This window comes from Hydrogenophaga sp. (genome assembly GCF_019264445.1).
Taxonomy (GTDB): Bacteria; Pseudomonadota; Gammaproteobacteria; order Burkholderiales; family Burkholderiaceae_C; genus Hydrogenophaga.
Window position 1 is genome coordinate 60778 of record NZ_JAHVAB010000076.1, and the last position, 23873, is coordinate 84650.

At 64.1% G+C, this 23873-nt stretch carries 27 protein-coding genes; 26 read left to right on the forward strand and 1 reads right to left on the reverse strand.

What is annotated here, in order from left to right:
- The first annotated feature begins 174 nt into the window (after nucleotides 1-174).
- From KXJ60_RS16735 to hisF, 19 genes are all read left to right on the forward strand, one after another.
- Nucleotides 175-4953, forward strand: coding sequence for a glutamate synthase-related protein (locus KXJ60_RS16735; RefSeq protein ID WP_291130582.1), 4779 nt, complete (start codon nucleotides 175-177; stop codon nucleotides 4951-4953).
- 35 nt (nucleotides 4954-4988) lie between these two features.
- Complete coding sequence (locus tag KXJ60_RS16740) at nucleotides 4989-6455, forward strand: glutamate synthase subunit beta (protein ID WP_291130584.1); 1467 nt, start codon at nucleotides 4989-4991, stop codon at nucleotides 6453-6455.
- A gap of 81 nt (nucleotides 6456-6536) precedes the next feature.
- A complete protein-coding gene (locus KXJ60_RS16745) occupies nucleotides 6537-7367 on the forward strand; it encodes an ABC transporter ATP-binding protein (RefSeq protein ID WP_291130587.1) in 831 nt (276 codons plus the stop codon).
- Nucleotides 7364-8146: a lipid asymmetry maintenance ABC transporter permease subunit MlaE gene (gene mlaE, locus KXJ60_RS16750; RefSeq protein ID WP_291130590.1), complete on the forward strand. Its 783-nt coding sequence runs from the start codon at nucleotides 7364-7366 to the stop codon at nucleotides 8144-8146. The genes KXJ60_RS16745 and mlaE overlap by 4 nt, the downstream gene beginning before the upstream one ends.
- Nucleotides 8147-8161: 15 nt before the next feature.
- The gene (gene mlaD / locus KXJ60_RS16755; protein ID WP_291130593.1) at nucleotides 8162-8647 is read left to right on the forward strand and encodes an outer membrane lipid asymmetry maintenance protein MlaD; all 486 of its coding nucleotides are present in this window, start codon (nucleotides 8162-8164) and stop codon (nucleotides 8645-8647) included.
- Between the two features lie 105 nt (nucleotides 8648-8752).
- The gene (locus KXJ60_RS16760) at nucleotides 8753-9520 is read left to right on the forward strand and encodes a VacJ family lipoprotein (protein WP_291130596.1); all 768 of its coding nucleotides are present in this window, start codon (nucleotides 8753-8755) and stop codon (nucleotides 9518-9520) included.
- Nucleotides 9521-9608: 88 nt separating this feature from the next.
- Nucleotides 9609-10235 (forward strand): ABC transporter substrate-binding protein, encoded by a 627-nt coding sequence (locus KXJ60_RS16765; protein ID WP_291130745.1) that lies wholly within the window; start codon nucleotides 9609-9611, stop codon nucleotides 10233-10235.
- A gap of 3 nt (nucleotides 10236-10238) precedes the next feature.
- Nucleotides 10239-10523: an STAS domain-containing protein gene (locus tag KXJ60_RS16770; protein WP_291130598.1), complete on the forward strand. Its 285-nt coding sequence runs from the start codon at nucleotides 10239-10241 to the stop codon at nucleotides 10521-10523.
- Nucleotides 10524-10642: 119 nt separating this feature from the next.
- Complete coding sequence (locus KXJ60_RS16775) at nucleotides 10643-11581, forward strand: ABC transporter ATP-binding protein (protein ID WP_291130601.1); 939 nt, start codon at nucleotides 10643-10645, stop codon at nucleotides 11579-11581.
- Nucleotides 11578-12333 (forward strand): ABC transporter permease, encoded by a 756-nt coding sequence (locus KXJ60_RS16780; protein WP_291130604.1) that lies wholly within the window; start codon nucleotides 11578-11580, stop codon nucleotides 12331-12333. The genes KXJ60_RS16775 and KXJ60_RS16780 overlap by 4 nt, the downstream gene beginning before the upstream one ends.
- A gap of 10 nt (nucleotides 12334-12343) precedes the next feature.
- Entirely contained in the window at nucleotides 12344-12583 is a 240-nt protein-coding gene (locus KXJ60_RS16785; protein WP_291130606.1) for a BolA family protein, read from the forward strand.
- Nucleotides 12584-12595: 12 nt separating this feature from the next.
- A complete protein-coding gene (murA, locus tag KXJ60_RS16790; RefSeq protein ID WP_291130609.1) occupies nucleotides 12596-13876 on the forward strand; it encodes a UDP-N-acetylglucosamine 1-carboxyvinyltransferase in 1281 nt (426 codons plus the stop codon).
- A 109-nt stretch (nucleotides 13877-13985) separates the two neighbouring features.
- Entirely contained in the window at nucleotides 13986-14639 is a 654-nt protein-coding gene (gene hisG, locus KXJ60_RS16795; RefSeq protein ID WP_291130611.1) for an ATP phosphoribosyltransferase, read from the forward strand.
- Complete coding sequence (hisD, locus tag KXJ60_RS16800; protein WP_291130614.1) at nucleotides 14636-16027, forward strand: histidinol dehydrogenase; 1392 nt, start codon at nucleotides 14636-14638, stop codon at nucleotides 16025-16027. Before hisG ends, hisD begins: the two co-directional genes overlap by 4 nt.
- On the forward strand, nucleotides 16024-17112 hold the full coding sequence (hisC, locus tag KXJ60_RS16805; RefSeq protein ID WP_291130617.1) for a histidinol-phosphate transaminase: 1089 nt from the start codon (nucleotides 16024-16026) through the stop codon (nucleotides 17110-17112). The genes hisD and hisC overlap by 4 nt, the downstream gene beginning before the upstream one ends.
- Nucleotides 17109-17729: an imidazoleglycerol-phosphate dehydratase HisB gene (gene hisB / locus KXJ60_RS16810; protein ID WP_291130619.1), complete on the forward strand. Its 621-nt coding sequence runs from the start codon at nucleotides 17109-17111 to the stop codon at nucleotides 17727-17729. The genes hisC and hisB overlap by 4 nt, the downstream gene beginning before the upstream one ends.
- 13 nt (nucleotides 17730-17742) lie before the next feature.
- Complete coding sequence (gene hisH / locus KXJ60_RS16815; protein WP_291130622.1) at nucleotides 17743-18405, forward strand: imidazole glycerol phosphate synthase subunit HisH; 663 nt, start codon at nucleotides 17743-17745, stop codon at nucleotides 18403-18405.
- Nucleotides 18406-18432: 27 nt separating this feature from the next.
- Nucleotides 18433-19173, forward strand: coding sequence for a 1-(5-phosphoribosyl)-5-[(5-phosphoribosylamino)methylideneamino]imidazole-4-carboxamide isomerase (gene hisA / locus KXJ60_RS16820; RefSeq protein ID WP_291130624.1), 741 nt, complete (start codon nucleotides 18433-18435; stop codon nucleotides 19171-19173).
- Between the two features lies 1 nt (nucleotide 19174).
- A complete protein-coding gene (gene hisF, locus KXJ60_RS16825) occupies nucleotides 19175-19954 on the forward strand; it encodes an imidazole glycerol phosphate synthase subunit HisF (protein ID WP_291130626.1) in 780 nt (259 codons plus the stop codon).
- 10 nt (nucleotides 19955-19964) lie between these two features.
- Here hisF and KXJ60_RS16830 read toward each other — a convergent pair whose 3' ends face one another.
- Nucleotides 19965-20462 (reverse strand): LapA family protein, encoded by a 498-nt coding sequence (locus KXJ60_RS16830; RefSeq protein WP_291130628.1) that lies wholly within the window; start codon nucleotides 20460-20462, stop codon nucleotides 19965-19967.
- A gap of 100 nt (nucleotides 20463-20562) precedes the next feature.
- Here KXJ60_RS16830 and hisI point away from each other — a divergent pair, with 100 nt between their 5' ends.
- From hisI to tatC, 7 genes are all read left to right on the forward strand, one after another.
- Entirely contained in the window at nucleotides 20563-20961 is a 399-nt protein-coding gene (hisI, locus tag KXJ60_RS16835; RefSeq protein ID WP_291130747.1) for a phosphoribosyl-AMP cyclohydrolase, read from the forward strand.
- A gap of 7 nt (nucleotides 20962-20968) precedes the next feature.
- Nucleotides 20969-21352, forward strand: coding sequence for a phosphoribosyl-ATP diphosphatase (locus tag KXJ60_RS16840; protein ID WP_291130630.1), 384 nt, complete (start codon nucleotides 20969-20971; stop codon nucleotides 21350-21352).
- 12 nt (nucleotides 21353-21364) lie between these two features.
- Nucleotides 21365-21754: a hypothetical protein gene (locus KXJ60_RS16845; protein WP_291130633.1), complete on the forward strand. Its 390-nt coding sequence runs from the start codon at nucleotides 21365-21367 to the stop codon at nucleotides 21752-21754.
- A gap of 10 nt (nucleotides 21755-21764) precedes the next feature.
- Nucleotides 21765-22127, forward strand: a complete 363-nt coding sequence (locus KXJ60_RS16850; protein WP_291130643.1) for a histidine triad nucleotide-binding protein — start codon at nucleotides 21765-21767, stop codon at nucleotides 22125-22127.
- Nucleotides 22128-22237: 110 nt separating this feature from the next.
- The gene (gene tatA / locus KXJ60_RS16855) at nucleotides 22238-22480 is read left to right on the forward strand and encodes a Sec-independent protein translocase subunit TatA (protein WP_291130645.1); all 243 of its coding nucleotides are present in this window, start codon (nucleotides 22238-22240) and stop codon (nucleotides 22478-22480) included.
- A 93-nt stretch (nucleotides 22481-22573) separates the two neighbouring features.
- The gene (gene tatB, locus KXJ60_RS16860; RefSeq protein ID WP_291130648.1) at nucleotides 22574-23068 is read left to right on the forward strand and encodes a Sec-independent protein translocase protein TatB; all 495 of its coding nucleotides are present in this window, start codon (nucleotides 22574-22576) and stop codon (nucleotides 23066-23068) included.
- Nucleotides 23068-23868: a twin-arginine translocase subunit TatC gene (gene tatC, locus KXJ60_RS16865; RefSeq protein WP_291130658.1), complete on the forward strand. Its 801-nt coding sequence runs from the start codon at nucleotides 23068-23070 to the stop codon at nucleotides 23866-23868. Before tatB ends, tatC begins: the two co-directional genes overlap by 1 nt.
- The last annotated feature ends 5 nt before the right edge of the window (nucleotides 23869-23873 follow it).

Consider the following 23873-nt stretch of genomic DNA (forward strand, 5'->3'; position numbering starts at 1 on the left):
AACAGGCAGCTTCGACAGACGGATTTGATCTGTCCCCAATAAATATTCAATGACTATCTAGCCTCATTAAATAGAATCTGACCCCATTTAAATTGCTTGGCATTGTTGTTGCAATGCAATAAGCTCGCAATCCGATTTTTTGCATTCACGCCCACGAACCGAAAAGGAAGCGCCATGACCACGGCAGCCGAGCAGCAGCACCTCCAGCAACATGGCCTGTACGACCCGGCCAACGAGCACGATGCGTGCGGCGTGGGTTTCGTGGCGCACATCAAGGGCGAGAAGAGCCACGCGATCGTGCAGCAAGGCTTGAAGATCCTGGAGAACCTGGACCACCGCGGTGCGGTCGGTGCCGACAAGCTCATGGGCGATGGCGCTGGCTTGCTGATTCAGTTGCCCGACGCGCTGTACCGCGAGGAAATGGCGGCCCAGGGCGTGATGCTGCCGCCCGCGGGCGAATACGGCGTCGGCATGATCTTCATGCCGAAAGAGCACGCCAGCCGCCTGGCCTGCGAACAGGAAATGGAGCGCGCCATCGCTGCAGAAGGCCAGGTGCTGCTGGGCTGGCGCGACGTGCCGGTGAACCGCGACATGCCGATGTCACCCACCGTGCGCGAGAAAGAGCCGATCATTCGCCAGGTGTTCATCGGGCGTGGCAACGACGTGATCGTGCAGGACGCGCTGGAGCGCAAGCTGTATGTCATCCGCAAGACCGCCAGCGCCAACATCCAGCGCCTCAAGCTCACGCACTCCAAAGAGTATTACGTGGTGAGCATGAGCAGCCGCACCGTGGTCTACAAGGGCCTGCTGCTGGCCGATCAGGTGGGCACCTACTTCCGCGACCTCGAAGACGAGCGCTGCGTCTCGGCCCTGGGCCTGGTGCACCAGCGCTTTTCCACCAACACGTTCCCCGAGTGGCCGCTGGCCCACCCCTACCGCTATGTCGCCCACAACGGCGAGATCAACACGGTCAAGGGCAACTACAACTGGATGAAGGCACGTGAAGGCGTGATGTCCTCGCCGGTGCTGGGCGCCGACCTGCAGAAGCTCTACCCCATCAGCTTTGCCAGCCAGTCCGACACCGCTACGTTCGACAACTGCCTGGAGCTGCTCACCATGGCGGGCTACCCGCTGGCGCAGGCCGTGATGATGATGATCCCCGAGCCGTGGGAGCAGCACACCACCATGGACAGCCGCCGCAAGGCCTTCTATGAATACCACGCCGCCATGATGGAGCCCTGGGACGGCCCGGCTTCCATCGTGTTCACCGACGGCCGCCAGATTGGCGCCACGCTGGACCGCAATGGCCTGCGCCCCTCGCGTTACTGCATCACCGACGACGACTTCGTGATCATGGGTTCGGAGTCGGGCGTTTTGCCTGTGCCCGAAAACAAGATCGTGCGCAAATGGCGCCTGCAGCCCGGCAAGATGTTCCTGATCGATCTCGAACAGGGCCGCATGATCGATGACGAGGAGCTCAAGGCCAACCTCGCCAACAGCAAGCCCTACAAGCAGTGGATCGACAACCTGCGCATTCGCCTGGACGACGTGGAAACGCCGGTCGCGGGTGAGTCCGCGCAAGAGCAACGCATCAGCGCCACCGAGCCGCAGACCGGCGGCGTGGAAAACGTGGCGCCCGAGCTGCTGGACCGCCAGCAGGCGTTCGGCTACACGCAGGAAGACATCAAGTTCCTGATGAGCCCGATGGCCGCCAACGGCGAAGAGGGCATCGGCTCCATGGGCAACGACAGCCCGCTGGCCGTGCTGTCCGACAAGAACAAGCCGCTTTACAACTACTTCAAGCAGTTGTTCGCGCAGGTGACCAACCCGCCGATCGACCCGATCCGCGAAGCCATCGTGATGTCGCTGGTGTCCTTCATCGGACCCAAGCCGAACCTGCTCGATATCAACCAGGTCAACCCGCCGATGCGGCTCGAAGTGAGCCAGCCCGTGCTCGACTTCGCCGACATGGCCAAGCTGCGCGACATCGACGCCGTGACGCAGGGCAAGTTCCGCAGCCATACGCTGGACATCACCTACCCTGCCGCCTGGGGCCGCGAAGGCGTAGAAGCCAAACTGGCTTCGCTGTGCGCTGGTGCGGTGGACGCCATCAAGGGTGGCAAGAACATCCTGATCATCAGCGACCGCGCCATCAGCGCCACGCAGATCGCCATCCCCGCCTTGCTGGCGCTCTCGGCCATCCACCAGCACCTCGTGCGTGAAGGCCTGCGCACCACCGCCGGTCTGGTGGTGGAAACCGGTACCGCGCGCGAAGTGCATCACTTTGCCGTGCTCGCGGGCTACGGCGCCGAAGCCGTGCACCCCTACCTCGCCATGGAAACGCTGCAAGCCATCCACAAGGGCTTGCCGGGCGACCTGAGCGCGGACAAGGCCATCTACCAGTACGTCAAGGCCATCGGCAAGGGTCTGTCCAAGATCATGTCCAAGATGGGCGTGTCGACCTACATGTCGTACTGCGGTGCCCAGCTGTTTGAAGCCATCGGCCTCAACAGCGAAACGGTCAACAAGTACTTCACCGGCACCGCCAGCCGCGTAGGCGGCATTGGTGTGTTCGAGATCGCCGAAGAAGGCATCCGCATGCACAAGGCCGCTTTCGGCGACGACCCCGTGCTCGCCACGATGCTCGATGCCGGTGGCGAGTACGCCTGGCGTGCCCGCGGCGAAGAGCACATGTGGACGCCTGATGCGATCGCCAAGCTGCAGCACAGCACGCGCGCCAACAACTGGAACACGTACAAGGAGTACGCACAGATCATCAACGACCAGAGCCGCCGCCACATGACGCTGCGCGGCCTGTTCGAATTCAAGATCGATCCGAGCACCGCCATTTCCATCGACGAAGTCGAGCCCGCGGCCGAAATCGTCAAGCGCTTTGCCACGGGGGCGATGTCGCTGGGTTCCATCTCCACCGAAGCGCACGCCACGCTGGCGGTGGCCATGAACCGCATCGGCGGCAAGAGCAACACGGGCGAGGGCGGCGAAGACGCCATGCGCTACCGCAACGAACTCAAGGGCATTCCCATCAAGCAGGGTCAGACCATGTCGGACCTGCTGGGCAAGGACACCTTTGAGGTCGACTACGAGCTGCAGGCCGGTGACTCCATGCGCTCGAAGATCAAGCAGGTGGCGTCGGGGCGCTTTGGCGTCACGGCCGAGTACCTCAACAGCGCCGACCAGATCCAGATCAAGATGGCCCAGGGCGCCAAGCCGGGCGAGGGCGGTCAGTTGCCCGGTGGCAAGGTGAGCGACTACATCGGCAAGCTGCGCCACAGCGTGCCGGGCGTGGGCCTCATTTCCCCGCCGCCGCACCACGACATCTATTCCATCGAAGACCTGGCGCAGCTGATCCACGACCTGAAGAACGTGGCGCCGCATTCCAGCATCAGCGTGAAGCTGGTGTCCGAAATCGGTGTGGGCACGATTGCGGCGGGCGTGGCCAAGTGCAAGGCCGACCACGTGGTGATCGCAGGGCACGACGGCGGCACCGGGGCTTCGCCCTGGTCGTCGATCAAGCATGCGGGCAGCCCTTGGGAAATCGGCCTGGCCGAAACCCAGCAGACCCTGGTGCTCAACCGCCTGCGCAGCCGCATTCGCGTGCAGGCCGACGGCCAGATGAAGACCGGCCGAGACGTCGTCATCGGCGCGCTGCTGGGCGCTGACGAGTTCGGCTTCGCGACCGCCCCGCTGGTGGTCGAGGGCTGCATCATGATGCGCAAGTGCCACCTCAACACCTGCCCGGTGGGCGTGGCGACGCAAGACCCGGTGCTGCGCAAGAAATTCAGCGGCAAGCCCGAGCACGTGGTGAACTACTTCTTCTTCATCGCCGAAGAAGCGCGCCAGATCATGGCCCAGCTGGGCATCCGCAAGTTCGACGACCTGATCGGCCGCGCCGACCTGCTGGACATGAAGCAGGGCATCGAGCACTGGAAGGCGCGTGGCCTGGACTTTGGCCGCCTGCTGGCGCAACCCGCCGTGCCGGCCGACGTGCCGCGCTTCCACACGCAGGAGCAGGAGCACGGGCTCGAGAAGTCGCTGGACAACATCCTGATCCAGAAGTCGCGCGCCGCCATCGACAAGGGCGAGCGGGTGCAGTTCATCGAGGTGGCGCGCAACGTCAACCGCTCGGTGGGCGCCATGCTCTCGGGCGCGGTGACCAAGGTGCACCCGGAAGGTTTGCCGGATGACACCATCCGCATCCAGCTCGAAGGCACCGGCGGTCAGTCGTTCGGCGCCTTCCTCACGCGCGGCATCACGCTGTACCTGATTGGCGACGCCAACGACTACACCGGCAAAGGTTTGTCCGGCGGTCGCGTGGTGGTGCGCCCGAGCATCGACTTCCGTGGCGAAGCCACGCGCAACATCATCGTGGGCAACACCGTGATGTACGGCGCGACCACCGGTGAGGCTTTCTTCAGCGGCGTGGCCGGCGAGCGCTTTGCCGTGCGCCTTTCTGGCGCCACCGCAGTGGTGGAAGGCACGGGCGACCACGGCTGTGAATACATGACCGGTGGCACCGTCGTCGTGCTCGGCAAGACCGGGCGCAACTTCGCCGCCGGCATGAGCGGTGGCGTGGCTTACGTCTACGACGAAGACGGCGATTTCGCCAAGCGCTGCAACACCGCCATGGTCAGCCTCGAGAAAGTGCTGCCGGTGGCCGAGCAGGAAGCCACGTTGGACAAGGCGATCTGGCACCGTAGCCTGAGCGACGAAGCCCAGCTCAAGAAGCTGCTGGAGGAGCACAACCGCTGGACGGGCAGCAAGCGCGCGCGCGAGCTGCTCGACACCTGGGCGCAGTCGCGCGGCAAGTTCGTGAAGGTGTTCCCCAACGAGTACAAGCGCGCGCTCGGCGAAATCCACGCTCGCAAGGAAGCGGCGGTCGTTACCGCCAAGGCGCAGACCACGGCCAAGAAGGCCGCTGCCCCCGCCAAGTAAGCCCGCCGCACGCACGCAAACGAAGGAATCGCATCATGGGAAAAGTCACTGGCTTCATGGAATACGAGCGTCTGGAAGAGGGCTACAAGCCCGTGCCGGAGCGCGTGAAGCACTACAAGGAATTCGTGGTCGGTCTGGATGACCAGCAGTCCAAGGTTCAGGCCGCGCGCTGCATGGACTGCGGCACGCCGTTCTGCAACAGCGGCTGTCCGGTCAACAACATCATTCCGGACTTCAACGACCTCGTGTACCAGGGCGACTGGCAGAACGCCATCACCGTCCTGCACAGCACCAACAACTTTCCCGAGTTCACTGGCCGCATCTGCCCCGCGCCCTGTGAGGCGGCCTGCACGCTCAACGTGAACGACGACGCCGTGGGCATCAAGTCCATCGAGCACGCGATCATCGACCGCGCGTGGTCTGAAGGCTGGGTGAAGCCCCAGTTGCCGCGCCACAAGACGGGCAAGACAGTCGCAGTGGTGGGTTCTGGCCCGGCCGGCATGGCCGCAGCGCAGCAACTCGCGCGCGCCGGCCATGACGTGACGTTGTTCGAGAAGAACGACCGCGTGGGGGGCCTGCTGCGCTACGGCATCCCCGACTTCAAGATGGAGAAGACCCACATTGACCGCCGCGTGGCACAGATGGAAGCCGAAGGCGTGGTGTTTCGCACGGGAGTGATGGTGGGCAACCTGCCCAAGGACAGCAAGGTCACCAACTGGGCCAAGGAAACGATCACGCCCGAGCAGCTGCAAAAGGACTTCGATGCCGTGCTGCTCACCGGTGGTGCCGAGCAGAGCCGTGATCTGCCCGTGCCAGGCCGCGAACTCGACGGCGTGCACTTCGCGATGGAGTTCCTGCCGCAGCAGAACAAGGTCAATGCCGGTGACAAGCTCAAGGCCCAGTTGCGGGCCGATGGCAAACACGTGATCGTGATCGGCGGTGGCGACACCGGCAGCGACTGCGTGGGCACCAGCAACCGACACGGAGCGGTGAGCGTCACGCAGTTCGAGGTGATGCCCCAGCCGCCCGAGCAGGAAAACAAACCCCTGGTGTGGCCGTACTGGCCGCTCAAGCTGCGCACCAGCTCCAGCCATGAAGAAGGCTGCGTGCGCGAGTTCGCGATCTCCACCAAGGCGTTCATCGGCGAAAAGGGCAAGGTCACCGGTTTGACGACCGTGCACGTGGAAATGAAGGACGGCAAGCTGGTGGAAATCGCCGGTACCGAGAAAACCTACAAGGCCGACCTCGTTCTGCTCGCCATGGGCTTCGTGAGTCCGGTGGCGTCGGTGCTCGATGGCTTTGGCGTGGACAAGGACGCGCGCGGCAACGCCAAGGCCAGCACCGACTTCACGGGCGGCTACGCCACCAACGTGCCCAAGGTGTTTGCTGCCGGTGACATCCGCCGCGGCCAGAGCCTGGTGGTGTGGGCCATCCGCGAAGGCCGCCAGGCGGCACGCGCGGTGGACGAGTTCCTCATGGGCTTCTCCGACCTGCCGCGCTGACACGTTTCGTCACGGTTCGGGGTGAGCCCGAATCCCGTATCATCCAAAAACCGGGCGCTGAACTGCCCGGTTTTTTGTTTGATGCCTACCGAATCCCATCCCCCTTTGGTCGAACTGCGCAACCTGACCTTTGGTTACGGTGACCGCGCCATTCTCGACAATGTCTCGCTGACCGTGCCTCGCGGCAAGGTCACCGCGCTCATGGGTGCGTCCGGCGGTGGCAAGACCACCGTCCTTCGTCTCATTGGCGGGCAGATCCGTGCGCAGCGCGGGCAGACGTTGTTTGACGGACAGGATGTCACCACCATGGGCGCCAAGGCGCTGTATGCGGCGCGCCGGCGCATGGGCATGCTGTTCCAGTTCGGCGCCCTGTTCACCGACATGAGCGTGTTCGACAACGTGGCGTTTCCGCTGCGCGAGCACACACAGCTGCCCGATGCCATGGTGCGCGACATCGTGTTGATGAAGCTGAACGCCGTGGGCCTTCGCGGGGCGCGCGATCTCATGCCCAGCGAACTCTCGGGCGGCATGGCCCGGCGCGTGGCGCTGGCGCGCGCCATTGCGCTCGACCCGGAACTCGTGATGTACGACGAGCCTTTCGCTGGCCTCGATCCCATTTCTTTGGGCACGGCCGCGCGCCTGATCCGCCAGCTCAACGACGCCATGGGCCTGACCAGCATCGTCGTGTCGCACGACCTCGACGAAACCTTCCACATCGCCGACAAGGTGATCGTGCTGGCCAACGGCAAGATTGCCGCGCAGGGCACGCCCGAAGAAGTGCGCCACAGCCAGGATCCGCTGGTGCACCAGTTTGTCAACGCGCTGCCCGACGGTCCGGTGCGTTTCCACCACCCCGGGCCGGCGCTCGCCCAAGACTTTGGCCCACAAGGCCGAGAAGGGTCTCGCCCATGAACGCCCTGCATCCCGCCCGCGTGGGCCGTGCCGTGCGTCTTCAGCTGGCCAGCATCGGTCGTGGCACGCGGCTGTTTGGTCGCTTGCTGTGGCTCATGGGGGCTGCGATGCGCCGCCCTTCGCTGGTGCGCGACCAGATTCACTTTCTCGGCAACCACTCGCTGGCCATCATCGGTGTCTCGGGTCTGTTCGTGGGCTTCGTGCTCAGCTTGCAGGGCTACTACACGTTGCAGCGCTACGGCGCGACCGAAGCGCTGGGCCTGCTGGTGGCGCTGTCCCTGATGCGCGAGCTCGGGCCGGTGGTCACGGCATTGCTGTTTGCCGGACGCGCTGGCACCTCGCTCACGGCCGAGATCGGCCTCATGAAAGCCGGCGAACAGCTCAGCGCCATGGAGATGATGGCGGTGGACCCGGTGCGCCGTGTGCTGGCGCCCCGTTTCCTGGCAGGCGTGATCACCATGCCGCTGCTGGCGGCGGTGTTCAGCGCGGTGGGCGTCATCGGTGGCTGGGTGGTGGGCGTGCTGCTCATCGGCCTGGACCCTGGCGCGTTCTGGAGCCAGATGCAAGGCGGGGTGGACGTCTGGGCTGATGTGGGAAATGGCGTCATCAAGAGCGTGGTGTTCGGCTTTGCCGTCACCTTCGTCGCGCTGTTGCAGGGCTTCGAGGCGCATCCCACGCCCGAAGGGGTTTCTCGCGCCACCACCCGCACCGTGGTGGTGGCTTCGCTGACCGTGCTGGCGCTGGACTTTGTCCTCACCGCCATGATGTTCAGCATCTGAATGGAGTCGGTGGACATGCAAACTTCCAAAAATGACGTCTGGGTGGGCTTGTTCGTGCTGATCGGCGCGGCGGCCATCCTGTTTCTCGCGTTGCAGTCGGCCAACCTGCTGAGCTTGAACTTCGAGAAGACCTATCACGTGGTCGGCCGGTTCGACAACATCGGCGGTCTCAAGCCCAAGGCGGCGGTGCGCAGCGCCGGTGTGCTGGTGGGGCGGGTGGAGTCGATCACTTTCGATGACAAGACTTTTCAGGCCAATATCCGCCTGGAGCTGCAGTCGCGCTACGCATTTCCCAAGGACAGCTCGCTCAAGATCCTCACCAGCGGCTTGCTGGGCGAGCAGTACATCGGCATCGAGCCCGGCGGCGACGAGAAGAACTTTGCGGACGGTGACGTGATCACCCAGACGCAGTCGGCCATCGTGCTGGAAAACCTGATCAGCCAGTTCCTCTTCAGCCGAGCAGCCGATGGCAGCAACCAGCAGGAAGCGCCTGCCAAATAGTGCTTGTGGGGGCTTTGCAACGGATCGGGCGCGCAGGCTTCCGTGCCGTCGAGAATGCAGTCTTGGCGCCCCACAAGCCGGGTGCAATTCCCAGGGAATCCACACATGACATCGACCCACCTCACCTTTGCGACCAAGGCTTCGAAAGGGGCGCTGCTGTCCGCCACCGTCGTGCTGGCGGCGGGCTGCGCAACCGGCCCGGATGCCAACCCACGCGACCCGCTGGAGCCCTTCAACCGAAGCGTGTACCAGTTCAATGACGCGGTCGACACGGCCGTGCTCAAGCCAGTGGCCACCGTCTACCAGGACATCACCCCAAGTCCCATCCGCACCGGGGTGGGCAACTTCTTTGGCAACCTGGGCGACCTCTGGTCATCGGTGAACGCCGGGCTGCAGCTTCGCCCGCGGGAGGCCACCGAAAACCTCATGCGCTTCAGTGTGAACACGGTCTTTGGCCTGGCGGGCGTGCTCGACATCGCCAGCGAAATGGGCATTCCGCGCACCCGGCTGGACTTCGGCCAGACGCTTGGGCGCTGGGGCGCTCCGGCAGGCGCGTATCTGGTGCTGCCGATCTTCGGGTCTTCTTCCGTGCGTGATGGCACGGGCCTGGTGGTCGACTCTTCCGTGGACATGGTCAGCGGCCTGAACCACGTGCCCACCCGCAACTCGCTCACCGCATTGCGCGTGGTCGACACCCGAGCGACCTACCTGCGCGCATCGTCGCTGCTCGAAGAGGCTGCGCTGGACAAATACAGCTTTACGCGAGACCTTTACCTCAACCGCCGGCAAAGCCAGATCGACGACCTGATCGACAAGGGCATTGGTCTGGGCGATGGTTTCGAGCGCGGCAAGGATACGAATCGCAACGATTGAAGGGGAACCCCTTCACAATCCGGCCGCTCCGATGAACTACGCTGCCCTCTCTGCAGCAAGGCCGATGGCCTCGAAAGGAATCCACATGATGAAACGCCGCTCCTGGCTTGCCGCCCTGTTGATGACCACAGCAGGCGCGTTCTCCCTGCCCGCGCTGGCAATGGAAGAGGCGCCCGATGCGCTGGTCAAGCGCATTTCGGCCGACGTGTTGGCCACCATCAAGTCCGACGCGGCCATTCAGGCCGGTGACGTCAACCGGATCGTCGCGCTGGTGGACTCCAAGATCATGCCTAACGTGAACTTCACGCGCATGACGTCTTCCGTGGTGGGCCGCTACTGGCGCCAGGCCACGCCCGAGCAGCAGAAGCAGTTGCAGGAAGAGTTCAAGACGTTGCTGGTGCGCACCTATTCGGGGGCATTGGGTGAAGTCAAGGACCAGACGCTGAGCTTCCGCCCCATGCGCTCGAAGCCGGAGGACACCGAGGTGGTGGTCCGTTCTGAAGTGCGGGGCAAGGGTGAGCCGATCCAGCTGGACTACCGCATGGAGAAGACGGCCAACGGCTGGAAGATCTACGACCTGAACGTGCTGGGTGTGTGGCTGGTGGAAACCTACCGCACGCAATTTGCCCAGGAGATCGGCAGCAAGGGCATTGACGGCCTGATCGCCTCGCTGGCGCAGCGCAACAAGAGCAGCGCCACCGCCAAGACGAGCTGATCGATGGCTGCCACCGCCACCCTGGCGCTCCCGCAGCGCCTCACGCTTGCCGAGGCCGGTGCGACCCTCGCCCGGCTGGGTGGCGAGCTGGCGCGCCAACCGGATGCCACGGTGGTGGTGCATGCTGGCGCCCTTGAGGTGTTCGACTCCGCTGCGCTTTCCGTGTTGCTGGAGTTGCGCCGCCGTTTGCTGGAACAAGGCAAGGCCATGAGCGTGAGCGGCTGGCCCCGGCGCCTGGAAGACCTGGCCACGCTCTACGGCGTTCACGAGCTGCTCCCCTCGGCGTGAGGGCGCGTCGCTGCGCCCCCTCGCCAGCGCGGACAGAGGGGCGCGCATAAAATACCCGGTTCACCGGCGGGTGCCAGATGTCCTGCCCGCGGCCGGTGAGCCATGGGTCCTCCCCGCGCATGCCTGCCGTCTCTTTCCAGCAAGTTTCCAAGACCTATCCGACCTCGCGCGGTGCGCTGCATGCGCTGCAGTCGGTGTCCTTCGATATTGAACCGGGCGAGTTCTTTGGCCTGCTTGGGCCCAATGGTGCCGGCAAGACCACCCTCATCAGCGTGCTGGCCGGCCTGGCGCGCGCCACTGCAGGGCGTGTGCTCGTGCACGGGCACGATGTGCAGGCCGACTACGCGGCTGCGCGCCGCCAGCTGGGCGTGGTCCCGCAAGAGCTGGTGTTCGATCCGTTCTTCAATGTCCGGGAAGCCCTGCGCATCCAGTCGGGCTACTTCGGCATTCAGCGCAACGAGGCGTGGATCGACGAACTGCTTGAAGGGTTGGGGCTGGCCGACAAGGCCACGGCCAACATGCGCCAGCTCTCCGGCGGCATGAAGCGCCGCGTCCTGATCGCGCAGGCGCTGGTGCACAAGCCGCCCGTCATCGTGCTCGACGAGCCCACCGCAGGCGTGGACGTGGAATTGCGCCAGACCCTGTGGCAATTTGTGTCGGACCTCAACAAGCGCCTGGGCAGCACCGTGTTGCTCACCACGCACTACCTCGAAGAAGCCGAGGCGCTGTGTGGCCGTATTGCCATGCTCAAGCAGGGCAGGGTGGTGGCACTCGAATCCACATCGGCGCTGCTCGCGCGAGCCGCCTCCAATGTGTTGCGCTTCAAGACCGATGCGGCCCTGCCGGTGGATCTGGCTGTGCAGGCGCGCATCACCGGTCGCGTGGTGCAACTGCCCGCCAACGACGCGCTGGCGGTGGAGCGCATTCTGGCGCGCCTGCGCGAGGTGGGCGTCTCGCCGGAAGACATCGAAATCCGCAAGGCCGATCTGGAAGACGTGTTCCTCGATCTCACGGGTGCGCAGCCGCGCGCTGCTGCATCGGCGGAGGTGACGGCATGAGCGGCTGGCAAACCCTGTTCTACAAGGAAGTGCTGCGCTTCTGGAAGGTGGGCTTCCAGACCGTGGCCGCGCCGGTGATCACGGCCATCCTGTACCTGATGATCTTTGGTCATGTGCTCGAAGACCGTGTGCAGGTCTACGACTCCGTGAGCTACACGGCCTTCCTGCTGCCCGGCCTGGTGATGATGAGCGTGCTGCAGAACGCGTTTGCCAACAGCTCGTCGTCGCTGGTCCAGAGCAAGATCATGGGCAATCTCGTGTTCCTGCTGCTCACGCCGCTGTCGCACCGCGCCTGGTTCGTGGCTTACGTGGGCTCGTCCATCGTGCGCGGCCTGGCCGTGGGCACGGGGGTGATGGTGGTGACCTGGTGGTTTGCGCAGCCCTCGCTGGTGGCGCCGCTGTGGATCCTGGCGTTTGGTTTCATGGGCGCGGCCCTGCTGGGCGCACTCGGATTGATCGCCGGTCTGTGGGCTGAGAAATTCGACCAGATGGCCGCGTTTCAGAACTTCATCATCGTGCCCATGACCTTCCTGTCGGGCGTGTTCTACTCCATCCACTCCCTGCCGGATTTCTGGCAGCGCGTGAGCCACCTCAACCCGTTCTTCTACATGATCGACGGCTTCCGCTATGGCTTCTTCGGCAAGAGCGACGTCTCCCCGTGGATCAGTCTGGCGCTGGTGGGTGGTGCGCTGGCCGCGGTGAGCGCGGTCGCGCTGCACCTGCTCAAGACCGGCTACAAGATCCGGCACTAAAAGATTCCCCATGACCGCTGAAGAACTGCAAAACCTCATTGCCGCCGGCCTGCCTTGCGAGCACATTGAAGTCACGGGCGACGGCCGCCACTGGGCCGCCGTGATCGTGTCGCCGGCGTTTGAAGGCTTGCGCGCGATCAAACGTCATCAGGCCGTGTACGGCACGCTGGGCGCCCGCATCCAGAACGACGAGGTGCACGCTTTGTCGATGAAGACTTACACGCCCGCCGAGTGGGCATCCCAACCCTGAACGACGCGCTCCATGGACAAACTGCGAATCAACGGCGGCCGCACCCTCAAGGGTGAAGTGACCATCTCCGGCGCCAAGAACGCCGCCCTGCCCGAGTTGTGCGCCGCGCTGCTCACCAGCGATGCGGTGACGTTGAACAACGTGCCGCGCCTGCAAGACGTGGCCACCATGCGCAAGCTGCTGGACAACATGGGCGTGCAGACCCAGACGCACGGCGAGCGGGGGGGGATCACCCTGCAGGCGGCGGACCCGATCAAGCCCGAGGCACCGTACGAGCTGGTCAAGACCATGCGCGCTTCGGTGCTGGTGCTTGGGCCCTTGCTGGCCCGCTTCGGCCATGCGCGCGTGTCGTTGCCTGGCGGCTGCGCCATCGGTTCGCGCCCGGTCGACCAGCACATCAAGGGCATGCAGGCGATGGGCGCCGAGATTGTGGTCGAGCACGGGTACATGGTCGCCAAGCTCCCGGCGGGCAAGACGCGCCTGCATGGCGCGCGCATTGCCACCGACATGGTCACCGTCACCGGCACGGAAAACTTTCTCATGGCCGCGGCCCTGGCCGAAGGTGAGACCCTGCTGGAAAACGCGGCGCAGGAGCCTGAGATCGGCGATCTCGCCGAGATGCTGATCGCCATGGGCGCCAAGATCGAGGGTCACGGCACCAGCCGCATCCACGTGCAGGGTGTCGAACGTCTGCATGGCTGCACCCACCAGGTGGTGGCCGATCGCATCGAGACCGGCACATTTCTGTGCGCGGTGGCCGCCACGGGCGGTGACGTGGTGTTGCGCCATGGCCGTGCCGACCACCTGGATGCTGTGATCGACAAGCTGCACGAAGCCGGCGCCGAGATTGAAGCCGGCAAAGACAGCGCGGGCGATTTCATCCGCGTGCGCGCCTCGGGCCGACTGAAGGCCCAGAGTTTCCGCACCACCGAGTACCCTGGCTTTCCCACCGACATGCAGGCGCAGTTCATGGCGCTCAACTGCATTGCCGAAGGCGCGAGCAAGGTCACCGAGACCATCTTCGAAAACCGCTTCATGCATGTGAACGAACTGGTGCGCCTGGGTGCGCGCATCCAGACCGATGGCAAGGTCGCGGTGATCGAGGGCATCCCACGGCTCTCCGGCGCCACCGTCATGGCCACCGATCTGCGCGCCTCCGCCAGCCTGGTGATCGCCGGCCTCGTGGCCGAGGGCGAAACCATCGTCGATCGCATCTACCACCTGGACCGCGGCTACGACCAGATGGAAGCCAAATTGCGTGGCATCGGCGCCGACATCGAGAGGGTGAAATGAACACCCCCGCCGCGCTCTGCGCGACCCCCTCAAGGGGGCAACACCAGCGGTCTGGCGAAGCCAGTCCCGCGGTGTTTCTGGATTTGCTTACCTCGCAAGGAACCTGGTTTTGATCACGCTCGCCCTCTCCAAAGGCCGCATCTTCGACGAGACCTTGCCGCTGCTGCGGGCAGCGGGCATCGAGGTGCTGGAAGATCCCGAAAAGTCGCGCAAGCTGATCCTGCCGACCAGCAACCCCGAGGTTCGCGTGGTGCTCGTGCGGGCCAGCGACGTGCCCACCTATGTAGAGCACGGCGGCGCCGACCTGGGCGTGACCGGCAAGGACACGCTGATCGAGCACGGCGGCCAGGGCTTGTACCAACCGCTGGATCTCAACATCTCGCGGTGTCGCGTGAGTGTGGCGGTGCGTGCGGACTTCGACTACGCCTCGGCGGTTCGCCAGGGCTCGCGTCTGAAGGTGGCGACCAAGTACACGTCGATCGCGCGCGAGTTTTTCGCCAGCAAGGGCGTGCACGTGGACCTGATCAAGCTCTACGGCAGCATGGAACTTGCGCCGTTGACGGGCCTGGCCGATGCCATTGTCGACCTGGTGTCCACCGGCAACACGCTCAAGGCCAACCACCTCGTCGAGGTGGAGCGCATCATGGATATCAGCGCGCGCCTCGTGGTCAACCAAGCCTCGCTCAAACTCAAACAGGCCGTCATCCGACCCATCATTGACGCCTTCGCACAAGCCATCGTCAAGAACCCAGCGACTTCATGAGCCTGACTGCCCAACCTGTTCGCCTGTCCACCAGCTCTGCCGATTTCGAGGCGCAGTTCAAGGCCCGCCTGCATTGGTCGGCCGAGACCGATGGCGCTATCGAGCAGCGCGTGGCTGACATCCTGGCAGACGTGCGCGAGCGCGGCGATGAGGCGGTGCTCGAGTACACCGCTCGTTTCGATGGGCTGGCCGCCAGCAGCATGGCGGCGCTTGAGCTGACGCAGGCGGACTTCAAGGCGGCCTTTGACAGCCTGCCCGCCGCACAGCGCGAGGCGCTTGAGGCGGCCACGCGTCGCGTTCGCAGCTACCACGAGGCGCAGAAGAAGGCGGGCGGCGAGAGCTGGAGTTACCGCGACGAAGATGGCACCTTGCTGGGCCAGAAGGTCACCCCGCTGGACCGCGTGGGCATCTATGTGCCGGGCGGCAAGGCAGCCTATCCGTCCAGCCTGATCATGAACGCAGTGCCGGCGCACGTGGCTGGCGTACAGGAAATCATCATGGTGGTGCCCACGCCGGTGCGGGGCAGTGTGGCCACCGGGGGCTCAGGCGCCGCGACCGCCGCGCGCGGCGAGCGCAACGATCTGGTGCTGGCTGCCGCTTTTGTGGCCGGTGTCACACGCGCCTTCACCATGGGCGGTGCACAGGCGGTGGCGGCACTGGCCTACGGCACGGCCACGGTGCCCAAGGTCGACAAGATCACCGGCCCGGGCAACGCCTACGTGGCCAGTGCCAAGAAGCGTGTGTTCGGTACCGTGGGCATCGACATGATCGCGGGCCCCAGCGAAATTCTGGTGCTGGCCGATGGCAGCACGCCCGCGGAGTGGGTTGCGATGGACCTCTTCAGCCAGGCCGAGCACGACGAGCTGGCGCAGAGCATTCTGTTGTGCCCGGACGCCGCCTACATCGATGCGGTGCAACGCGAAATCGATCGCCTGTTGCCGACCATGCCGCGCGCGGCCATCATCGCCCGCAGCCTGAACGACCGCGGGGCGCTCATTCACACGCGAAGCATGGAAGAGGCGTGTGCCATCAGCAACCGCATTGCGCCCGAGCACCTGGAGGTCTCCAGCAGCGAGCCGCACCGCTGGGAGCCACTGCTCAAGCACGCGGGGGCCATCTTCCTGGGGGCTTACACCAGCGAAAGCCTGGGCGACTACTGCGCCGGGCCTAACCACGTGTTGCCCACCAGCGGCACGGCGCGTTTCTCTTCACCTTTGGGCGTCTACGACTTCCAGAAGCGCAGCAGCCTCATCGAGGTGAGCGCGACCGGTGCGCAGAACCTCGGTGTGATTGCTGCCGAGATGGCGTACGGCGAAGGACTGCAGGCGCATGCGCGCGCGGCCGAGCTTCGGCTGAAGGACGTGCCACCCATGCGGGGCACCATATGAGCGCCAGTCCGCTGCGCATGATCCGCCAGGACGTGCAGTCGATGCACGCCTACGCGATCCAGAACGCGACGGGCATGGTCAAGCTCGATGCGATGGAGAACCCGTTTGCGCTGCCGGCCGAATTGCAGGCGGAGCTGGGTGCGCGCCTGGGTGCAGTGGCCATCCACCGGTATCCCGGCGCGCGCATCGACGAGCTCAAGCAAGCCCTGACGCGTTACGTGAACATGCCCGACGGGTGCGCGTTGATGCTGGGCAATGGCTCGGACGAACTCATCTCGCTGCTGGCGATGGGTTGCGACTTGCCCGGCGCATCCATCCTCGCGCCGCTGCCCGGCTTCGTGATGTACGCCATGAGTGCACAGCTGCAGGGCTTGAAGTTCGTGGGCGTGCCACTCACTGCCGACTTCGAACTGGACGAGCCCGCCATGCTGGCCGCGATGCGCGAGCACCAGCCTGCCATCACCTACATCGCGTATCCCAACAACCCGACGGCCAACCTCTGGAGCGCTGACACCATTCGCCGCCTGATCGCCGAGGCCGCCCGGTTCGGTGGGCTGGTGGTGATGGATGAGGCCTACCAGCCGTTCTCCAGCCGAAGCTGGCTCGACGAAATTCGCGCCCACCCGGCGGACAACGCCAACGTGCTGCTGATGCGCACCCTCTCCAAGTTTGGCCTGGCGGGTGTGCGCATTGGCTACATGCTCGGCCCGCAGGCACTGGTGCACGAAATCGACAAGCTGCGCCCTCCTTACAACGTGAGTGTGCTCAATGCGGAATGTGCGTTGTTCGCACTGGAACACGCGCCAGTGTTCGCCCGGCAAGCCGCTCAGATTCGTGAGCAGCGCACCGTGCTGGTCGAAGCTCTGCAGCGCATGCCTGGCTTTGTGCCCTTTCCGAGCGAGGCCAACATGGTGCTGGTGCGGGTGCCCGATGCGCAACTTTGTTTTGATGCGCTCAAGGCCCGAGGCATTCTGGTGAAGAATGTTTCTAAAATGCATCCACTGCTGACCCACTGTCTGCGCCTGACGGTGGGGACACTGTCGGAAAACGCCCAGTTGATCCGCGCCCTTCAAGCCACCCTATGACCCAGACGCCTCCTGTCTCTACCGTGTCCGACCGCGTGGCACATGTGCAGCGCAACACCTCGGAAACGCAGATCGGCGTGCGCGTCAATCTCGATGGAACCGGCCAGGCCAACCTGTCCACCGGCATCGGATTCTTCGACCACATGCTCGACCAGATTGCCCGGCATGGACTGATCGACCTCGACATCCAGGCCAAAGGCGACCTTCACATCGACGGCCACCACACGGTTGAGGATGTGGGCATCACCCTGGGCCAGGCGTTCGCACAGGCCGTGGGCGACAAGAAGGGCATTCGCCGGTACGGCCACGCCTACGTTCCGCTGGACGAAGCCCTGTCGCGCGTGGTGATCGATTTCTCTGGCCGTCCCGGCCTGCACATGCGCGTGCCGTTCAAGAGCGGCATGGTGGGCGGCTTCGACACGCAGCTGGCGTTCGAGTTCTTCCAGGGTTTCGTCAACCACGCGGGGGTGACCTTGCACATCGACAACCTGCACGGCGAGAACGCCCACCACCAGGCCGAGACGGTGTTCAAGGCGTTTGCCCGTGCGCTTCGCATGGCCTTGGAGCGCGATCCGCGCATGGGTGACGTGATTCCTTCGACCAAAGGCTCGCTCTGAGCTCTCCTGTCCGATGAAACGCAAGACAGTCGCCGTGGTCGACTACGGCAGCGGGAACCTGCGCTCGGTATCGCAGGCAGTGCAACACGTCGCGCGCGCGCAGGACGTGGACGTGCTCGTCACCGCCGACGCCCAAGCCGTGCTTGACGCCGACCGCGTCGTGCTGCCCGGGCAGGGCCACATGGGTGACTGCATGCGAGAGCTGGCCGGCTCTGGTTTGCTGGATGCCGTATTGCACGCCGCAGCCCACAAACCGTTGTTTGGCGTGTGTGTCGGCATGCAGATGCTGCTGGATCGCAGCGAAGAAGGGCCTACGCAAGGCCTGGGTCTCATTCCGGGCGAAGTGGTGCGCTTCCAGCTGGAAGGACAGCTGCAGGCCGATGGCAGCCGGTTCAAGGTGCCGCAGATGGGTTGGAACCCGGTGTTCCATGAGCTCGGTCGTGGCCCGTCGCACCCGCTGTGGGCGGGCATTGCGGAAGGCGCCTACTTTTACTTTGTTCACAGCTTCTACGCCCGACCTGCCCGGACCGAGCACTGTGCAGGCGAAGCCGACTATGGCGGACGCTTTGCGGCGGCCATCGCGCACGATAATATTTTTGCCACCCAGTTTCACCCGGAGAAGAGCGCCGATCAGGGGCTGGCGCTCTACCGCAACTTCCTGTCCTGGAATCCCTGAGTCCACCCGCCCTTCATCCACACCATCATGCTGCTGATTCCTGCCATTGATCTGAAAGACGGCCAGTGCGTTCGCCTCAAACAGGGCGACATGGACCAATCCACGGTGTTCGGCGAGGACCCGGCGGCCATCGCCCGCAGTTGGGTGAACAAGGGCGCGCGGCGGGTGCATCTGGTGGACCTCAATGGAGCGTTTGCCGGCAAACCCAAGAACGAGCAGGCCATTCGCGCCATCCTCAAGGAAGTGGGTTCCGAGGTCGACGTTCAGCTCGGCGGCGGCATCCGCGATCTCGACACCATCGAGCGCTATCTCGATGCGGGCTTGCGCTACGTGATCATCGGCACCGCAGCCGTGAAGAACCCCGGCTTCCTGCAGGACGCGTGCACCGCGTTTGGCGGCCACATCATCGTGGGCCTGGATGCCAAGGACGGCAAGGTCGCTACCGATGGTTGGAGCAAGCTCACCGGCCACGAGGTCGTGGATCTGGGCAAGAAATTTGAAGACTACGGCGTGGAAGGCATCATCTACACCGATATCGGGCGCGACGGCATGCTGTCTGGCATCAACATCGACGCCACCGTCAAGCTGGCGCAGGCGCTGTCGATTCCCGTCATCGCATCGGGTGGGCTGTCCAACCTGGACGACATCCGGGCGCTGTGCGCGGTGGAAGACGAGGGCGTCGAAGGCGTGATTTGTGGCCGCTCCATTTATAGCGGTGATCTGGACTTTGAAGCCGCGCAGCAGCTGGCCGACGACCTCAACGGCTGATATGCTCGCCAAACGCATCATCCCCTGCCTGGATGTCACTGGCGGTCGCGTCGTCAAAGGCGTGAATTTCGTGGAGCTGCGTGACGCCGGCGACCCCGTGGAAATTGCCGCGCGCTACAACGAGCAGGGCGCCGACGAACTCACCTTCCTGGACATCACGGCCACCTCCGATGGGCGCGACCTCATCCTGCACATCATCGAAGCGGTGGCCTCGCAGGTGTTCATTCCGCTGACGGTGGGTGGTGGCGTGCGCACCGTGGAAGACGTGCGGCGCTTGCTCAACGCCGGCGCGGACAAGACCAGTTTCAACTCGGCAGCGATTGCCAATCCCCAGGTGATCCGCGAGGCATCTGACAAATACGGTGCCCAGTGCATCGTGGTGGCGATCGATGCCAAGCGGCGCCAGGGTGCCGATCTCGCGCAGCGCGGTGAAGGATGGGACGTCTACAGCCACGGCGGGCGCAAAAATACCGGGCTGGATGCCGTGGCTTGGGCGACCAAAATGGCCGACTTCGGAGCCGGCGAGATCCTGCTCACCAGCATGGATCGCGACGGCACGAAATCGGGCTTTGACCTGTCACTCACCCGTGCGGTGGCCGACGCGGTGAGCGTGCCTGTCATCGCCTCAGGCGGCGTGGGGACGCTGGACCACCTGGCCGATGGCGTGCAGCAAGGCGGCGCCGATGCCGTGCTGGCCGCCAGCATCTTTCACTACGGCGAATTCACGGTGGCCCAGGCCAAGGCCCGCATGGCCGAGCGCGGCATTCCCGTGCGGCTCTGACCGCGTTGTCTCAAAGGTGGTCGCTGCCACGTGCGGGCAGCTGCCGCTCCAGCCGGTCTTCGAGTTCTCCGACACTTGCGCTGAGGCCGTTGGCGCTCTGCTCGATCACCTGGGTGAGCGCGGCCTGCACCTGATCCAGCTTGACGTGCAGCTTGTTCGACAGATCCTGTTCGCGAGTGGCGGCGGTTTGCAACTCGGTCTGGAGGTATTGGCGCAGCTCCGTGAAGCGAGACGCCTCTGCCTTGTCGGCCAGCAGCCGCTGGTCAGCCGCCTCGCGCGTGATGCGGCGCACCTCCATCAGGTGCAGGGTCTGGTAATACACCAGCGCCGCTAGAAACACGACCAGCACAAGCGCCAGCATGCCCAAGAGCACCAAGCCCATGGGCGCCTGCACCTGCGTGAAGCCGAAATTCAGGGCTGTCGGCTGCAGGATCTGTTCAAAGTTCAAGGCCACGAAGCCTGCAATGAACAGAATGAAGACGACGAGGAACAGGGTGCGCAGTTTCATGAAGGGTCCTTGTCTTTGAGGCATGCGGGGCCGCAGCGGTCCGAACCATCCTAACGGCATTCGCCGAGCGAGGTGTGTCCATGTGAAAGGCCCATGGTAGATTCCCGGCATGAATTGGCTGAACGAAGTGAAGTGGGATGCGCAGGGCTTGGTGCCCGTGATCGCGCAAGAGGCCGCCACGGGCGACGTATTGATGTTCGCCTGGATGAACCGCGAAGCGCTTGCAAAGACGGCCGAGCTCGGCCGTGCGGTGTACTACAGCCGTTCACGCGAACGCCTGTGGTTCAAGGGCGAGGAATCCGGCCACGTACAGGCCGTGCACGACATCCGCATGGACTGTGACAACGATGTCGTGCTGCTCAAGGTCACGCAACTCGGCCATGAGCCCGGCATCGCGTGTCACACCGGGCGCCACAGCTGCTTCTTCCAGCGGCTGGACGGCGGGCAGTGGCAGGCCGTGGAGCCTGTGCTCAAAGACCCCGAATCGATCTACAAGTAAATCTGATATGTCCAGCACCACCGACGACCTCGCGCGCCTGGCCGCCGTGATCGAGAGCCGCAAGCCAGCCAATGGTGGCGATCCCGAGCAAAGCTACGTGGCGCGCCTCTTGCACAAAGGCCCCGAGGCCTTCCTGAAAAAGATCGGCGAGGAAGCCACCGAAACCGTGATGGCGGCCAAAGATGCCGACCACGGTGGTGATCGCCAAAAGCTCGTGAACGAAACCGCCGATCTCTGGTTCCATTGCATGATCGCCCTGGCGCATTACAACCTCGGACCCGCCGATGTGGTGGCCGAACTCGTGCGCCGGGAAGGCCTGAGCGGGCTTGAGGAAAAAGCGATGCGCAAGGTGTTGCAGCGCGAAGCGGCCGCCCGCACGGACGCCGGTTGAAGGGGGCCACACATGAGCGACATCATCGACGTCCAGGCCGTTGACAGCGCGAAGGCGCAGAGCCTGAGGACGGTGGGCTGGGTGAGTTACATCCTGCATCTGGTGGTGGCCGTTGGTGCGGTGCTGCCGGGCGCGCAGGCAAGCCCTGCTTTGCTGATCATCGCGCTGATCATCGATCTCGTGAAAAAGAGCGAGGCCGAGGGCACCTGGCAGGCCAGCCATTTCGCCTGGCGCATTCGCACCGTGCTTTGGGCCGCAGTGCTCTACCTGGTGACATTGCCCTTGTGGCTGCTGCTGGTGGCGCCGGGCTGGATCGCCTGGTGCCTCATTTCCATCTGGTTCCTCTATCGCATCGTCAAGGGCATGGTTCGCATGAACGCCAGCCAGCCCATGCCCGAATGAAGTATTTCCCATGAGCGCTCACGACCCCCACTGCATCTTTTGCAAAATCGTTGCTGGCCAGATTCCCTCCAGAAAGGTGTACGAGGACGACGACCTTTTTGCCTTCCACGACATTCACCCGTGGGCGCCCGTGCACTTCCTCGTGATTCCGAAGCAGCATATTCCGTCCATGGCGCAGCTGGGCCCCGAGCATGAGCGCCTGATGGGGCGCATCATGACGCTGGCGCCACGCCTGGCGCTGGAGCAGGGCTGCAATCCGTACCCTGAAGGCGGATTCCGCATCGTGTGCAACAACGGCACCGAAGGCGGGCAGGAGGTCCATCATCTGCACGTTCATGTGATGGGCGGGCCTCGCCCTTGGTCGCGCGGCTGAGTGCCGTACAGCGGGCGCGGGTGTGAGGCCTGTCGCGCCAGCTGAACTCCTACCCGGGCTTAGAATCGCACCCACAGCGGCTCTCGCTCATTCCCTATCTGGAGAAACTCATGGGTTCGTTCTCAATCTGGCACTGGCTGATCGTGCTGCTGATCGTGGTGATGGTGTTTGGCACCAAGAAGCTCAAAAACATTGGTTCTGATCTGGGCGGTGCAGTCAAAGGCTTCAAGGACGGCATCAAGGAAGGCGGACAGACGTCTGCGGACAACGCATCTGCACCTGCCGGGCAGGTGACGCAGGACAGCCGTGCCGACAAGAACGCTATCGACGTGGAAGCCAAACAAAAAAGCTGATATCCAGCCGCTGCCGCGAGCGCTCCCGCATTGCTCCGCAGCTCCCTCCCCGGGTGACCGCTCACCCGACATTGCCCGCAGGATGGCCAATACATGATTGATCTGGGCATTTCCAAGCTCGCCCTCATCGGGGCGGTGGCGTTGATCGTCATCGGGCCCGAGAAGCTACCTCGCGTCGCCCGCACGGTCGGTACGCTGCTGGGGAAGGCACAGCGCTATGTGGCTGATGTCAAGGCAGAGGTCAGCCGGTCCATGGAGCTCGAAGAGCTCAAGAAGATGAAGGAGTCTGTGACCGAAGCGGCGCGGGATGTGGAGGCGTCTGTGCAAGGCGGGGCCAGCGATTTTGAGAAGTCGTGGTCGGAGGCCACGGCGGGCCTGGACGGCACGGCATCCTCTCCTTACGATGCCCATGCACCGCTGACCTCCCTGGATGTGCCGGTTTACAAACACCCCAAGAAGAACTGGCGCCTCAAGCAGAAGGCCATGCCCCAGTGGTTCAAAGCCCGCACCGGCGTGCGCACCCGCACGCAATCGGGTGCGGCCCGCGTGGCCCGTTTCCGGCCACGATCCTCATCCGCTCCCCGTTGATGTCCGACCCCAAAGATTCCACCGACGAGCTCGCCGGTTCCGAGCAGCCGTTTGTTCAGCACCTGATGGAGCTGCGTGACCGGCTCCTGTATGGCGTCATCGGCTTGGCCATCTGCATGGCACTGCTGGCGTTCTGGCCTGGCCCCAGCGGCCTGATCGATCTGATTGCGGTGCCCATTCGCGCGCACATGCCCCCCGATGCCAAGTTGATCGCCGTCGGCGTGTTTTCGCCATTTTTCGTTCCAATCAAGGTGCTGGCGATGGCGGCGCTGCTGCTGTCCTTGCCGTGGTGGATGTACCAGGTGTGGGCGTTTGTGGCGCCAGGTCTCTACAGCCATGAAAAGCGCTTTGCCGTTCCGCTGATCGTGCTGGGCAGCGTGCTGGCCTACATCGGCATCGCGTTTGTGCAGTTTTTTGTGCTCGACAAGATGTTTGGCTTCATCCAGAAGTTCACGCCAGCCAGCGTCGCTGCCACGCCAGACATCGCCTCCTACGTCGAGGCCATTCTGTCGCTCTACCTGGCCTTCGGCCTGGCCTTCCAGGTGCCCATCGTCGTGATCCTGCTGGTCAAGATGAACATGGTGACGGTGCAGAAGCTCAAGGATTTCCGGGGGTATTTCATCGTTGTGGCGTTTGTCATCGCTGCGGTCGTGACACCGCCTGACGTGATTTCCCAGCTGGCGCTCGCGGTGCCGATGTGCTTGCTCTACGAGGCCGGTATCTGGGGCGCTCGCTGGTTCGTCAAATCGTCGGCCAAGGCCGATGACGAAGCGGAGACAGAAGAAAAGCCTGCGTCCTGACGATT